Raw genomic sequence first — 13,102 nt, forward strand, 5'->3', positions numbered from 1 at the left:
TTAGGGACGGCGCTATAGCCAGTTGTTTGTAGCGCCATCAAATACACAGGTAGTCAGCTATTGCGATAAAGATTACCTGTCATGGAGATGGATTTTTATGGCTGTTAAAAACCGAGTTTTGCTAGCACTTATGATTTTGCTGGTTTTATCTGGGGTAGGGCTCTCTTTTGTCAGCCATGCGCCGAATCGGTTGATATCCGGGCAGGGAGTCTCGCTAACGTCGTTGTTCACTGGGCCGGTCTGGTGGTTGTTAGTTCCTGTGGTGATACTGTTTACCCTCGCCTTTTTTAAACAAAATAGTGTATTGCATTGGTCTACCGTTTTATTTGCCGAAGTGCTGCTATTTGGCTTGCTGTTGCTGGCGGGAAGAACCGCCACACAACTAACAGGAGGTGAAGAGAGCCTCGCCCGCACCTCACTTGGTGGTGGGTTTTGGTTAATGAGTGGATTAAGCTTATTGATTGCTGTGGATAGCTTGTCCCGCGCCATTGTAAACCCTGTTTGGCGCAGTCTGGCCAATGTCTTGCTAGTTTTACCCGTAGTGATATTGCTGGCAACAGGGCAACTTGATCAACTGTCTTTATTGAAAGAGTACGCTAATCGTCAAGACGTGTTTGATGATGCTCTATGGCAACACCTTCAGATTCTCTTGGCTACAGTCGTACCTGCCGTGCTTATTGGCATCCCCCTTGGCTTACTCTGTTTTCGCTCTCGCCGCTTTCAAGGCACTATCTTTTCAACATTAAACATTATCCAAACTATCCCATCAATTGCCTTGTTTGGCTTACTCATTGCACCTTTAGCAGGTCTGGCAGCAGCTATTCCATGGCTAGCTGAGCACGGCATTAGTGGTATTGGTCTGGCGCCGGCAATTGTGGCGCTGGTACTTTATGCACTATTACCGTTAGTGCGCAATGTGGTGGCGGGATTAGAGTCTGTTCCTGACAGTGTTGTAGAGTCAGCCCAAGGTATGGGAATGACACGCAGCCAGCTATTCTTTTGGGTGCAAATCCCTATTGCGCTGCCACTCATTTTGTCTGGTATTCGAATTATTGCCGTGCAAACGGTGGGGCTAGCTGTAGTGGCCGCATTGATTGGTGCCGGTGGGTTAGGGGCGATCATGTTTCAAGGCCTGCTCAGTAGTGCTTTGGACTTAGTGCTACTGGGCGTGATACCCGTGATAGTGATGGCAGTCATGGTTGACTCACTGTTTAAATTCATCGTTATTTTTATGGATACTTCAAACCGATGATTCATTTCCATCAGGTCAGTAAATATTTTGCCGGCAAACGGGCGGTAGACAACCTGACGTTGCAGATTGCCAAAGGGGAGTTCACCGTACTGATTGGGACTTCTGGCTCTGGTAAGTCGACCACACTGAAGATGATTAACCGACTGATTGAGCACGACGAAGGGGAGATCCATTTCGCTGGTGAAGAGATCCGTAACTATAAGCCTGAAGATATACGGCGGCGGATGGGGTATGCCATTCAATCTATAGGTTTATTTCCCCATTGGACTGTGGAGCGCAATATTGCCACTGTGCCACAGTTACTCAAATGGCCACAGGATCGTATCCGCCAGCGGGTTATTGAGTTACTCGAGTTATTGCATCTGGACCCAGAACAATTCCTTCATCGCTATCCCCATCAGCTCTCAGGTGGGCAGCAGCAGCGGGTTGGTGTCGCTCGAGCTTTGGCCGCTGATCCGGAAGTTTTATTGATGGATGAACCATTTGGCGCGCTAGATCCCGTAACCCGAGCAGCGTTGCAGTTCGAAATTACCCGTATCCATCAATTATCGGGCCGGACCATCGTGCTGGTCACCCATGATATTGATGAAGCGTTGAGTTTAGCTGACCGCATTGTCCTGATGGATGAAGGGAGAGTCATACAGCAAGGGACGCCGCTTGAAATGTTAACTCAACCCGCCAATGATTTTGTCCGTGATTTCTTTGGTCGTAGTGATCTCGGTATTAAGCTGCTATCACTGGGATGGGCTGAGCAACGGGTTAGGCGCGGTGAAACGTTTATTGGGTTGCCGATACTCGGTACGACCACTCTGCGTGAAGCGCTTTCCCTGTTTGTATCAAGGCAGACGGATAAATTACCTGTTAGCGATGAGCATGGGCAGCCATTGGGCGTGCTCTATTTCTCTGATTTGGTAGCCGATAAGGGGGGCGTGTGAAACTTGGGGCGACCAAAGCCAGTCATATCAAGAGAGCAGTCTCTAAGCGCGAATCATTTCAGGTACTAAGTTGGTTAAAAGACCCACTCTGCTGGGCTGTGCTTCTGTTAGCGGGTCTAGTTTTTGGCATGACCTCCCTGCACAGTGTTTTCGCTGCACTATTTCCTGATCTCGATAGGCCCATTTATCTGCAAGATACATTTTGGTCACTGGTCGTCGTTCACGTCATGCTGGTACTGGTTTCCAGTATCATCGCTGTTTTGATTGGCGTGGGTGCCGGAATTGCAATCACGCGCCCCGCAGGGAAAGAGTTTCGCTCAGTGGTCGAAACTGTTGTCGCAATGGGCCAAACTTTTCCACCGGTTGCCGTACTTGCCATCGCAGTACCTGTGATGGGGTTTAGCGAAAAACCTGCCATTATCGCTTTGGTGCTATATGGCCTATTACCAATCTTACAAGGCACGATTACCGGTATTGAGTCTGTTTCACGCGGTATCCGCGAGGTGGCTCAAGGGGTGGGAATGAGTACCAGGCAGATTTTGTGGCGGGTTGAATTACCTCTTGCCGCACCTGTTATTGTTGCGGGTATTCGAACATCGGTCATTATCAATATTGGTACTGCTGCTATTGCCTCCACGGTCGGGACGAAAACGCTAGGTTCTCCCATTATTATTGGTCTAAGTGGCTTTAATACCGCTTATGTTATTCAGGGCGCGGTTGTTGTTGCTCTACTGGCAATAATTACGGATATGATTTTCTCTCGTTGGAGTCGACGGTTATCGCGTTGGCGCGAATTGCAAATGCTTCCCGTAGAGAACCGCGGCTGATTATTTTTTTGTTGTTCTGATGAACAGTAGGAACCTATGCTGATTTCACTTCCGATGTACGGTATTCAGCCGCAAGATATCCAGCCTTTTGGTCAACTATTATTGCAGCAATTACATCGCTATGGTGTCACTACATCCGATCAGCAATTAGCCTGGCCCTCGGATTTACTGCAACACTGGCATGATCCCAATCTGCTTCTGAGCCAGACATGTGGCTTCCCTCTGGTGACCCTATTACAGCAACATGTGCAACTGGTCGGTGTATTCAGCTATCAATCACCTTATTGTACGGCAGAGTATTACCGCAGTTTAGTTGTGGTTCGAGCGGATGAAAAAGGGGAAACACTGGCCGATTTTCGGCACCGGCGAGTCGCGTATAACAGCATAGATTCTCAGTCTGGGTACAATGCTTTACGAGCTTTGATTACACCCTTGGCTATTAATGGGCGATTCTTTTCTCATGCATTAGCTTCTGGAAGCCATTATCAGTCAATTGAAATGATCCGACAGCAGCAGGCTGATATTGCTGCGATAGATTGTATTAGCTTCGCGTTATTACAACGGGCAAATCCATCCGTAGTTGCCGGATTAAAGATCATAGCGCAAACAGAAGCCGCACCTGGGTTGCCGCTGATTACTTCGCTGTCGACATCCCCAGAGCAGATGACCCGTATAAGACAAGCAATCAATGACACGGTCAATGCGCCGGAAGCCGCGTCAGCCAAGGATACATTATTGATTAAAGCATTTAGCGTATTACCTTGGTCAGCGTATGACGTCATTAAGCAGATGCAAGCAACCGCTTTTACATCGGGCGTAACAACACTTTAAAGAGGGATATACCCACTGTATATCAAGGTATTGGGATATATCGAGGCATTGGGGCCGTAGCGGTGACGAGTATGTTGGTAACAGACATAATGACAACAGATGTCGCTATAGCGGGGATTTTTTCATGAATCACACGGGGTAATGATTGCTCCGTGTGATTCATGGGCACTACGGAGACTCTTGGCCATTGTTCGATAAGCCCGCAGGGCCAATATCAGACAGTGGGGAGGATTCTGTCGTTTCAGTTTCATGTGGGGTGGTCGAACGAGTATAGATGTTCAGCCCGGCGAGAAAAACGCCGCCTAATGAACTCAGAGCCATTATCGCAATCAGGATAATGAGTGCTTTTCTCAGCATAATTATTTTCACTTTTTATCTAACCAGCGGGAATTATAGCCTGTTCACTCAATGAAACAACTGTGTTGCATTCTTGATGCGAAGAGATTAACGCGGTTTGAACAGAAATTTCCCCAATGTGACCAATACCACTGCAGAAACAATAACGGCCAATGCACACCATTCGGTTGTCGACAAACTTTCACCAGCAAAACCGATACCCAGTAACACAGCAACCACGGGATTCACATAGGCGTAGCTCGTTGCCACCGCCGGACGGACATTCTTCAGTAAGAACATATACGCACTGATGGCGAGCATTGAGCCGAAAACAATTAAGTACAGCAATGAAAGAATGCCGCCCATACTTGGCATTTGGTTCAGCTCTTCGCCACTTAAGGTACTGGCGACTAACAGCACCACCCCTGCAACCAACATCTGCGCAGCACCGGACATTGCACCACTTGGCAGTGCCAGACGTGAACTCCAGACCGAACCAAATGCCCAGCTCGCAGAAGCCAGTAATATCAGGACTGCGCCCATTGGGTTACCCAATAAGTTACTGCCAGTATTCAGCAAGATAATCCCGACCAGCCCGAGTGCAATCCCCGACCATTCCAGTTTTGTGTTTCGCATACCCCATAACATACTGAAACATAGAGTGAATAGCGGTACGGTTGCGACCATGACGGCGGCAATACCAGAAGGGACGTGCTGATGTTCGGCGATGGTGACCAGCCCATTGCCGATCGCCAATAATAAGATGCCGATTGCACTGGCCCCCATCCATTGACGTAATGTGGGTAGGGCATGTCCTCGAATGGCAAGGAAGCTAAACAGCAACACCCCAGCGATCAGGTAGCGTAAGCCCGCCATCATCAGTGGCGGCCAGCTCTCCACACCGATACGAATGACCAGATAGGTTGAACCCCAGACGAAATATAAGGTGAAAAGTGAACCGATCAGTAACCACAGATTACGGCTATTTTGCTTTGGCATAGTTATTCAATAAGAAAAGGGCAGTAAAACAGAGATGCACCAGTAAACATGAGAATAGTGTCCGTAGGCAAAGGTTTTTATCGTTTTTTTACGTTTTAATTTTCCGTCTAAAATTTACGCTAAAACAGGGGCTTATTCTTGAAGTTGAGGGTGGGTGGGCGGATAAGCAGTGACAAAATCTAGGCTTTCCATGCAAGCTAAAAATGCTTCAGGCATGATGCATAAAGCTCGAATCAACGCTTAGGGATGACTTTGTATCTATTTCTGACTATCAGACGAGGCGAATAATTTATGGCTGTAATCTCTTTATCCCAGAGGCGCTTATTGGGTATTAACCCCATCTTTTTGGGAGGTTTTTACACTGGGCTAATGCTGCTATTGATGCTGTTTGCTGTGCCTGCTGATGCCGCGCAAAATGAGTATGCTTTTTTATCAGCCAGTGAGTTACAGCATAATAAACTCACAATTGCACAAAAACAGGCATCGAAGGAGACCCTACAGGCTTATCAGCAGTTATTACAGCAAGCGGATAAAGCGCTGAAACGCCCGGATCAAAGTGTCATGGATAAAAGCATAGTGCCGCCCAGTGGTTCTAAACATGATTATCTAAGTCTTAGCGCATATTGGTGGCCAGATAGCGAAAAAAGTGATGACCTACCTTGGGTGCGCAAAGATGGGCAGATTAATCCGGCGAGTAAAAATGGGGACAGTGATGGTGTGCGCCTTGCTGATTTTACCGCCCAAGTACAAACATTGACACTGGCGTGGTATTTTTCCAGTGAGCAGCAATATGCCGATAAAGCCATCAGCTTGATTCGGGCTTGGTTTATTGCGCCACAAACGCGCATGAACCCGAATCTCAATTTTGCTCAGGGGGTGCCCGGAATCGCTGCCGGACGAGGTACTGGAGTGTTGGATGGGCGCTATTTTGCTACCCGTATTGTCGATTCGCTGATGATGCTACGACAAAATCAGCACTGGACCGCAGAAGATGAGAGTCAGATGCGCCAATGGATGACGGCCTATCTACAGTGGTTACAAAATAGCCCCGCCGGTAAAAAAGAGGCGTCGGCGCAGAATAATCATGGCAACTGGTATACGGCCCAAGTCGCAGGTATTGCCTGGTATCTGCAACAGCCAAAAGTGGTGGCCGAAATGGCTGAATTACTGAAAACCAAACTGGACACCCAGCTAGCCGCCGAAGGGGCACAGCCGCTGGAGTTAGCACGAACTCGCTCTTTCCACTACAGCTATTTCAGCTTACAAGCGGCGGTTTTGATGGCCCAACTGGCCGATAAAGTCCATATCGATCTGTGGCGTTACCAAACACCGAATGGCAGCGGTTTGATTAAAGCGCTTGATTTTATGGCCCCTTTTTCGGATGAACAGAAGAAATGGCCCTATCGCAGCCTTGATCACATCGGCATTCGCTTGGTGCCACTGATGGTTCAGGCGGATAAAGGTTTAGGTGAAAATCGCTATCAGCAATGGATTCAGCGCGCGGATTTTTCTGCTATGGACGATTCGAAGCGAAGAGGTGCGGTCGCTGAGGCACTGCGCGAAACAGCGTTATTGGCTGTGACTACCGCTCAATAGTCTGCTCACAGCGAGTTGTTTGCGGGTAAAATCATCACTTATTGTTAAATAAAGAAGTGTTAAATAAAAAAAAAGCCGGGAGTTATCCCGGCATAATCACAAGTCACATATTAAATTCACAAATCACAATGAAGCATTCAAACAGTAAAGCAATGAGGATAATACCGATGCAAGGTAATTAGAACTGATAAACCAGACCCACAGCGACCACGTTATCGGTATTCAATTTCAACTTATTATTGTCATCCAGTTGGTTGATTTTATAATCAACGTAAGTGGACATGTTCTTATTGAAGTAATAAGAAGCACCAATATCAACATATTTAACTAAATCAGCATCGCCGATACCTTCGATATCTTTGCCTTTAGACTGAACATACGCCAAAGAAGGTTTTAAGCCGAAGTCGAACAAGTATTGTGCAACTAACTCGACGTTTTGTGTTTTATTAGCGAAACCACTCACGCTGGTTGACACATTATTAATCACCGCAGTGCCGGAAATAGGGGTCATATTACGGGTTTCAGCATAAGTTGCTGCCAGATACACACCGTTATCATCATATTTCAGACCGGTAGTCCAAGCGTCTGCTTTATCGCCTTTGCCGAAGGTGCCGTTCTTCTGTGCGGTGGTTCGGTTAGATGAGGCAAAGGCCGCACCCACACTTACACCCGCACCAATTTCATAGCTGGAAGACATGCCGAAGCCGTCGCCATTTTGTTTGGTCGCATCGGCACGGCCGTTGTTGCTCTCGGATTCGCTGCCGTTTTTGCCTTGATATTGCAGCGAGAATTTCAGGTCATCAACCAGACCGAAGAAATCGGTATTACGGTAAGTTGCCACGCCAGTGGTACGGCCAGTCATAAAGTTGTCAGTTCGGGTGTAACTGTCGTTGCCGAACTCAGGCAACATATCGGTCCAAGCGGCGACGTCATATAATACGCCGTAGTTACGACCATAATCGATTGAGCCTAAATTACCGTAACGTAAACCAGCAAAAGCTAAACGCGTTTTATTATCTTTTGTTTCTTGGCTCTCTGCATAGTTAGCGGCAATGTTATATTCCCATTGGCCGTAACCCGTCAGTTCGTCAGTAATTTTGGTGGCACCTTTAAAACCAAAACGGACGTAAGACTTGTCGCCATCACTTTTATTATTGTCAGAGAAGTAATGCAGTGCTTTTACTTTTCCGTATAAATCAAGCTTGTTGCTATCTTTATTATAAATTTCTGCTGCGTGTGACGTAGTGGCAACTAATAAAGCCGGTACTAGGATTGCCAGAATATTACGTTTCATATTTTGCCCTGTTTCTCTTATTTGAAAAAACGCGAATGGTAAATTTTTTTGCTGTATCCAATATCTGTCTGAATTCGTCCAGCGCAGAATTTTTACCGCATCTGTGTGATATATTTATGACAAAATATAAATAACTGCGACATTGCGTAAATTTCATTCCGCTCTCATTGGCACAAGTCGCGGATTTCAACTACTGTCACGCCGCTTTCAGGCTGACGTGAGCGTTGCGGTGTGGGACAATAGGGCAACATCCAGTTTAGATAAGATATGCATGGCGTTGTCCCCAGCAGTAAAAGAACAAATAAGTCAGTGGTATAAGGCGCTTTCGCAGCAGATCCCCGATTTTATTTCTCGTGCGCCACAGCGCCAGATGATAGCCGAAGTGGCGAAAACACTGGCGGGGGATGCTGGCCGCCATTTGGCTATTGAGGCCCCGACCGGTGTCGGCAAAACCTTGTCCTACCTGATTCCCGGCATTGCGGTTGGCCGAGCAGAGAGCAAGCCATTGGTGGTCAGCACCGCGAACGTGGCATTGCAGGATCAGATTTACAGCAAAGATTTACCGCTGCTGAAGAAAATTATTCCCGATCTTAAATTCACCGGCGCTTTTGGGCGTGGGCGGTACGTCTGTCCGCGCAATTTGGCCGCTATGTGCACGGATGTTTCTGGGCAGGGGGATCTCTCCCTGTTTCTCGGTGATGAATTGGCCCCGGCCAATGGTGAAGAGCAAGCCACCTGTCTGGCGCTCTCTAAATCACTGAACAGCTATGTCTGGGACGGGCTGCGTGACCATCATCAGTTGTCGCTCAGTGACAGTTTGTGGGCCAAATTAAGCACCGATAAGGCCAACTGCCTTGGGCGCAATTGCCATTATTTTCGTGAATGCCCGTTCTTTATTGCCCGTAAAGAGATAGAGAGTGCTGATGTGGTGGTCGCTAACCATGCATTGGTGATGGCGGCACTGGAAACTGAATCTGTGTTGCCCAATCCCAAAGAGCTGCTGCTGGTGTTGGATGAAGGTCACCATTTGCCGGATGTGGCGCGGGATGCCCTTGAGATTGAAGGTGAAATTACTGCCGTTTTTGCCAATATGCAGTTGGATATGATTGTGCGGCTGGTGGATCAATGCATGGTGCAGTATCGGCCAAAAAATCCCCCTAGTTTATCCAATCCGGATCGGCTGAAAGACCATTGCGAGCAGCTGCGTGAACTGATGTTGAGTGTCGAGCAGCAAGTGAACCAGTTGCTGCCAGCCGATGGCAGCCCGGCGGTGTACCGCTTTGAAATGGGCGAATTACCGGGCAGTTTGACGGAGGATTGCGCCAAATTATTCAAGCTGACGGATGCCTTACGCGGTTTGGCCGAATTTGTACTCAATGATCTAAGCGAACAAACGGGTAAACACGACATTGTCCGTTTGCATCGTGCAATTATCCAAATGAGCCGGACGCTGGGTTATCTGGAGGCCATGAGCAAGTTGTGGCGGCTGGCGGCGATGGCAAAAGCTTCGAATGCGCCTATTTCCAAGTGGATAACCCGCGACTACCGCGAAAATCAAACGCACCTCTATTTTCACTGTGTGGGCATTCGGGTCAGTGATCAACTCGATAAAATGCTCTGGCGTAAAGTGCCCCATGTGATTGTGACCTCTGCGACACTGCGCTCACTGAATAGTTTTGCGCGTTTGCAGGAACTGAGCGGCCTGAGCGAAAAGGCCGGTGACCGGTTTGAAGCACTCTCATCACCGTTTAACCATATTGAGCAAGGGAAGCTGATCATTCCCAAAATGCGTTTCGAGCCGACCATGGCCCACGAGGCTGAACATTTGGCAGAAATGGCGCACTTCTTCCGTGCCCAGCAAGCCAGTGGGCGGCATAAGGGGATGTTGATTCTGTTCAGCAGCCATCGGGCGATGCAAACTTTCCTCAGCCACGTGACGGATTTGCGCCTGATGTTGCTGGTACAGGGCGATCAACCGCGTTATCGGCTGGTGGAAGAGCATCGTAAGCGGGTCAATAATGGTATCGCCAGTGTATTGATTGGTCTGCAATCATTCGCCGAAGGGTTAGATTTGAAGGGTGAATTATTGACTCAGGTTCATATCCACAAAATATCGTTCCCGCCGATCGACAGCCCGGTGATCCTCACGGAAGGTGAGTGGCTGAAGTCACTGAAACGCTACCCATTTGAAGTGCAAAGCTTGCCAAGTGCCTCGTTTAACCTGATTCAGCAGGTCGGGCGGTTGATCCGCAGTAATGAGTGCCATGGTGAAATTGTGATTTATGACCGGCGCTTATTGACCAAGGGCTATGGTTCACGGTTATTGGCGGCGTTACCTGTCTTTCCGATTGAGCAGCCCGAGATGCCGGAGGGGAAAATTGCGCCAGCACCGACGATACCTGCGAAGACAGCAGGGAAGAGAGGGCGCAAAAAACGGGGATAAAGTTTGATGTTTTTGCTCATTGCTCTCTTTTTGACTGAATAATTCATTTAAGACCTTATATCACTCGAAAACTTTCCCCATCGGTATAAAACCAGTGACTAAGATTAAATAAGCCGCTGGGGAGCTGATCCTGACAAGTTAAGCCTGGTAGTACCTTCGGCGTAAATAGCTGGTGATGGGTTAGCGGCAGCGCTAACTGCTATCGACATATTTATCAGGCAGGGGTGAAGCAGCATGAAACAGCTAATGGCAGAGTTTATTGGCACTTTCTGGTTGGTGTTAGGCGGGTGTGGTAGCGCCGTCTTGGCGGCGATGTTCCCAGTGGCGGGGATTGGATTTCTTGGAGTGGCGTTGGCATTCGGCCTAACTGTCGTCACTATGGCTTATGCATTGGGGCATGTTTCTGGCGCGCATTTTAACCCAGCGGTATCACTGGGCTTGTGGGTTGGTGGCCGCTTCTCTGGTTCACAATTGGTGCCCTATATTGTAGCGCAAGTGCTGGGTGGGTTAGCGGGGGCGGCTATTTTGTATCTGATCGCCAGTGGCAAAGCGGGTTTTGATGTCACTGCCGGATTCGCCAGTAATGGTTTTGGTGCTCGCTCGCCGGGGGGCTATAGCTTACAAGCCGTGCTGGTGGCTGAGGTGGTTCTCACCATGGGGTTTGTGATGGTCATTATGGGGGCGACCGATGTTCGTTCCCCGGCTGTCGCGGCTCCGCTGGCGATCGGGCTATGTCTCACTCTGATTCATTTGATCAGTATTCCAGTGGATAATACCTCGGTAAATCCTGCGCGTAGTACCGGTGTGGCTATTTTTGCCGGAGGCGTTGCCTTGCAACAATTATGGGTCTTCTGGCTCGCTCCTTTGGTGGGGGGAGCTTTAGGCGGTGCAATTTATCGTGTTCTGTTCAGCCCACCGGAAGAACTGGGTAAACCGCGCTAATCTTCTGGCCACTGCCTCTATTTTATTTGGGGTGTGGCCTGTTTCCCCGCCAACTAATGGTTAATAAGTCGATAAGTGACACCGTCACTGGAAGCAACATGGCCGATTGATATCCTTGATCAAATAGCGTGTGAAATCAGCGGAATACCACCGTAACAACTATTTCGGGTATATCTATTACTATCAGTGATAGAGTTTCAGTAATATCTAACCTGATTTATGTTTAACGCACCGTGACAGGGGTAGTGCCGCACCATGGATTACAGCAAAATTATCAAAGAGATTGGACGCGGCAAGAACCATGCCCGCGATCTAGATTATCCGACAGCTTATGCGCTGTACAAAGCCATGTTGGCAGAGCAAGTCCCCGCGCTGGAACTGGGGGGCATCCTGATTGCTTTTCGGATCAAAGGTGAGTCTGAGCAGGAGATTTTGGGGTTTTATCAGGCGATGCAGGAGCAGGTGATGCCTCTGCGTGCACCGGCGGGCCGCCCGCTACCGGTGGTGATCCCAAGCTATAATGGTGCTCGTAAGCAAGCCAACCTGACTCCACTACTGGCTCTGCTACTCTGGCGTCTGGGTCTGCCGGTGGTGGTCCACGGTGTGACGGAAGACAGCAGCCGAGTGACCAGTGCCGAGATTTTCCAACAGCTAAATATTCCGTGGTCACTTACCGCAGCAGAGGCTCAACAGCGTCTGGATGACGGATTGCCAGTATTTATCCCCGTGTCAGCACTCTCCTCGTCGTTGGACAATCAATTGCAGCAACGCTGGCGTATGGGGGTCAGAAACAGCAGCCACACACTGGCAAAACTGGCGACTCCATTCATTCACGACGAAGCACTGCGGCTAGCCAGTGTGTCCCACCCTGAATATATGCAAAAAGTGGGCGGTTTCTTCCAGGCGATCAATGCGCCAGCACTGTTGCAGCAAGGCACCGAAGGTGAGGTCTATGCCAGCCCAGTACGTAGCTCGCCGATTCATTATATTAATGGGGGCGGACAACAAATTCTACTTGATCGCCAATCAGAGCCGGCGGAGTCTGAACTGCCCACGTCGAAAGACGCGGCGATCACGGCAGCTTGGATTGAGCGCTGTGTGGCGGGCGAAGTTCCAATCCCTGAGGCGATTCAAAAACAGTTGGCATGTTGCCTAGTGGCGACGGGGCAGGCCGACTCTGTTGAGCAGGCGCTGGAACACATTAACAGCCTCTCATAGCAAAAAGCCCATCAGATTGGCTGATAGGCTTTCAAGGAGAATAACTATCTCTTTCGGTGCTGTGGTGATGTGCTTATTAGTTATAAATTACCGCAGTACCATGCATCAAATTATTGCCTGTTGCTGAGGTGATAGTGAAGGCTTTAGCACCAGCAGCATCGGCTTTTTCTGCCAGTTGTGCTTTCAAGCTACTCAGGTCAGTTGCGCCGCTGACGGTGATGATTCCCGCTTGTTCTAATTTAGCGGCATCTTGGCTGTTAACGTATTCTGCGGCGAAGCTACCGAAAGACAAAGTAGACAGGGCGATAACTGCAACGAAATTTTTGATGTTTTTCATGATGTATTCCTATTCGGTTTTAAGGTTGAAAGGGCGTTCCCTTTCGATAGGAGCTATAGTACTCCCCTGCCGTTATTTTAAAACCGGATAGA

Annotated in this window: 12 protein-coding genes; 8 read left to right on the forward strand and 4 right to left on the reverse strand. The window is 48.7% G+C overall.

The window, feature by feature from the left end; all coding sequences use genetic code 11:
* Nucleotides 1-97 precede the first annotated feature (97 nt).
* From HRD69_RS12545 to HRD69_RS12560, 4 genes are all read left to right on the forward strand, one after another.
* The gene (locus HRD69_RS12545; RefSeq protein WP_032815430.1) at nt 98-1,252 is read left to right on the forward strand and encodes an ABC transporter permease; all 1,155 of its coding nucleotides are present in this window, start codon (nt 98-100) and stop codon (nt 1,250-1,252) included.
* On the forward strand, nt 1,249-2,187 hold the full coding sequence (locus HRD69_RS12550) for an ABC transporter ATP-binding protein (RefSeq protein ID WP_032815429.1): 939 nt from the start codon (nt 1,249-1,251) through the stop codon (nt 2,185-2,187). The genes HRD69_RS12545 and HRD69_RS12550 overlap by 4 nt, the downstream gene beginning before the upstream one ends.
* 128 nt (nt 2,188-2,315) lie before the next feature.
* The gene (locus tag HRD69_RS12555) at nt 2,316-3,014 is read left to right on the forward strand and encodes an ABC transporter permease (protein WP_004877404.1); all 699 of its coding nucleotides are present in this window, start codon (nt 2,316-2,318) and stop codon (nt 3,012-3,014) included.
* 36 nt (nt 3,015-3,050) lie between these two features.
* A complete protein-coding gene (locus HRD69_RS12560) occupies nt 3,051-3,845 on the forward strand; it encodes a phosphate/phosphite/phosphonate ABC transporter substrate-binding protein (protein ID WP_004877402.1) in 795 nt (264 codons plus the stop codon).
* A 168-nt stretch (nt 3,846-4,013) separates the two neighbouring features.
* Here the strand turns inward: HRD69_RS12560 and HRD69_RS12565 are convergent, their stop codons facing one another.
* Both HRD69_RS12565 and yedA read right to left on the reverse strand, forming a co-directional pair.
* The gene (locus tag HRD69_RS12565) at nt 4,014-4,202 is read right to left on the reverse strand and encodes a hypothetical protein (RefSeq protein ID WP_032815427.1); all 189 of its coding nucleotides are present in this window, start codon (nt 4,200-4,202) and stop codon (nt 4,014-4,016) included.
* Between the two features lie 87 nt (nt 4,203-4,289).
* Nucleotides 4,290-5,180: a drug/metabolite exporter YedA gene (gene yedA, locus HRD69_RS12570; protein ID WP_004877399.1), complete on the reverse strand. Its 891-nt coding sequence runs from the start codon at nt 5,178-5,180 to the stop codon at nt 4,290-4,292.
* 369 nt (nt 5,181-5,549) lie between these two features.
* Between yedA and HRD69_RS12575 the strand changes: the two genes are divergently transcribed.
* On the forward strand, nt 5,550-6,776 hold the full coding sequence (locus tag HRD69_RS12575) for an alginate lyase family protein (protein WP_004877398.1): 1,227 nt from the start codon (nt 5,550-5,552) through the stop codon (nt 6,774-6,776).
* A 178-nt stretch (nt 6,777-6,954) separates the two neighbouring features.
* Here HRD69_RS12575 and ompF2 read toward each other — a convergent pair whose 3' ends face one another.
* A complete protein-coding gene (gene ompF2 / locus HRD69_RS12580) occupies nt 6,955-8,070 on the reverse strand; it encodes a porin OmpF2 (RefSeq protein ID WP_004877397.1) in 1,116 nt (371 codons plus the stop codon).
* Nucleotides 8,071-8,341: 271 nt separating this feature from the next.
* Between ompF2 and dinG the strand changes: the two genes are divergently transcribed.
* From dinG to ybiB, 3 genes are all read left to right on the forward strand, one after another.
* Nucleotides 8,342-10,513 carry an ATP-dependent DNA helicase DinG gene (gene dinG, locus HRD69_RS12585; protein WP_004877395.1) on the forward strand — a complete coding sequence of 724 codons (2,172 nt, stop codon included), beginning with the start codon at nt 8,342-8,344 and terminating at the stop codon, nt 10,511-10,513.
* Between the two features lie 234 nt (nt 10,514-10,747).
* A complete protein-coding gene (gene aqpZ, locus HRD69_RS12590) occupies nt 10,748-11,455 on the forward strand; it encodes an aquaporin Z (RefSeq protein WP_004877393.1) in 708 nt (235 codons plus the stop codon).
* 255 nt (nt 11,456-11,710) lie between these two features.
* Complete coding sequence (gene ybiB / locus HRD69_RS12595) at nt 11,711-12,673, forward strand: DNA-binding protein YbiB (protein ID WP_004877391.1); 963 nt, start codon at nt 11,711-11,713, stop codon at nt 12,671-12,673.
* Between the two features lie 76 nt (nt 12,674-12,749).
* On the opposite strand, the gene bhsA is transcribed toward ybiB, so the two are convergent.
* Entirely contained in the window at nt 12,750-13,010 is a 261-nt protein-coding gene (bhsA, locus tag HRD69_RS12600; protein ID WP_004877389.1) for a multiple stress resistance protein BhsA, read from the reverse strand.
* Between the last annotated feature and the right edge of the window lie 92 nt (nt 13,011-13,102).

This window comes from Yersinia mollaretii ATCC 43969 (assembly GCF_013282725.1).
GTDB classification, from domain to species: domain Bacteria; phylum Pseudomonadota; class Gammaproteobacteria; order Enterobacterales; family Enterobacteriaceae; genus Yersinia; species Yersinia mollaretii.

Bases quoted from the DNA above. Each gene is read 5' to 3' on its own strand.
- HRD69_RS12565 (WP_032815427.1), bottom strand. From the start codon at position 4,202: ATGCTGAGAAAAGCACTCATTATCCTGATTGCGATAATGGCTCTGAGT.
- HRD69_RS12550 (WP_032815429.1), top strand. From the start codon at position 1,249: ATGATTCATTTCCATCAGGTCAGTAAATATTTTGCCGGCAAACGGGCG.
- bhsA (WP_004877389.1), bottom strand. From the start codon at position 13,010: ATGAAAAACATCAAAAATTTCGTTGCAGTTATCGCCCTGTCTACTTTG.
- ybiB (WP_004877391.1), top strand. From the start codon at position 11,711: ATGGATTACAGCAAAATTATCAAAGAGATTGGACGCGGCAAGAACCAT.
- HRD69_RS12575 (WP_004877398.1), top strand. From the start codon at position 5,550: ATGCTGCTATTGATGCTGTTTGCTGTGCCTGCTGATGCCGCGCAAAAT.
- dinG (WP_004877395.1), top strand. From the start codon at position 8,342: ATGGCGTTGTCCCCAGCAGTAAAAGAACAAATAAGTCAGTGGTATAAG.
- HRD69_RS12545 (WP_032815430.1), top strand. From the start codon at position 98: ATGGCTGTTAAAAACCGAGTTTTGCTAGCACTTATGATTTTGCTGGTT.
- ompF2 (WP_004877397.1), bottom strand. From the start codon at position 8,070: ATGAAACGTAATATTCTGGCAATCCTAGTACCGGCTTTATTAGTTGCC.
- yedA (WP_004877399.1), bottom strand. From the start codon at position 5,180: ATGCCAAAGCAAAATAGCCGTAATCTGTGGTTACTGATCGGTTCACTT.
- HRD69_RS12555 (WP_004877404.1), top strand. From the start codon at position 2,316: ATGACCTCCCTGCACAGTGTTTTCGCTGCACTATTTCCTGATCTCGAT.
- aqpZ (WP_004877393.1), top strand. From the start codon at position 10,748: ATGAAACAGCTAATGGCAGAGTTTATTGGCACTTTCTGGTTGGTGTTA.
- HRD69_RS12560 (WP_004877402.1), top strand. From the start codon at position 3,051: ATGCTGATTTCACTTCCGATGTACGGTATTCAGCCGCAAGATATCCAG.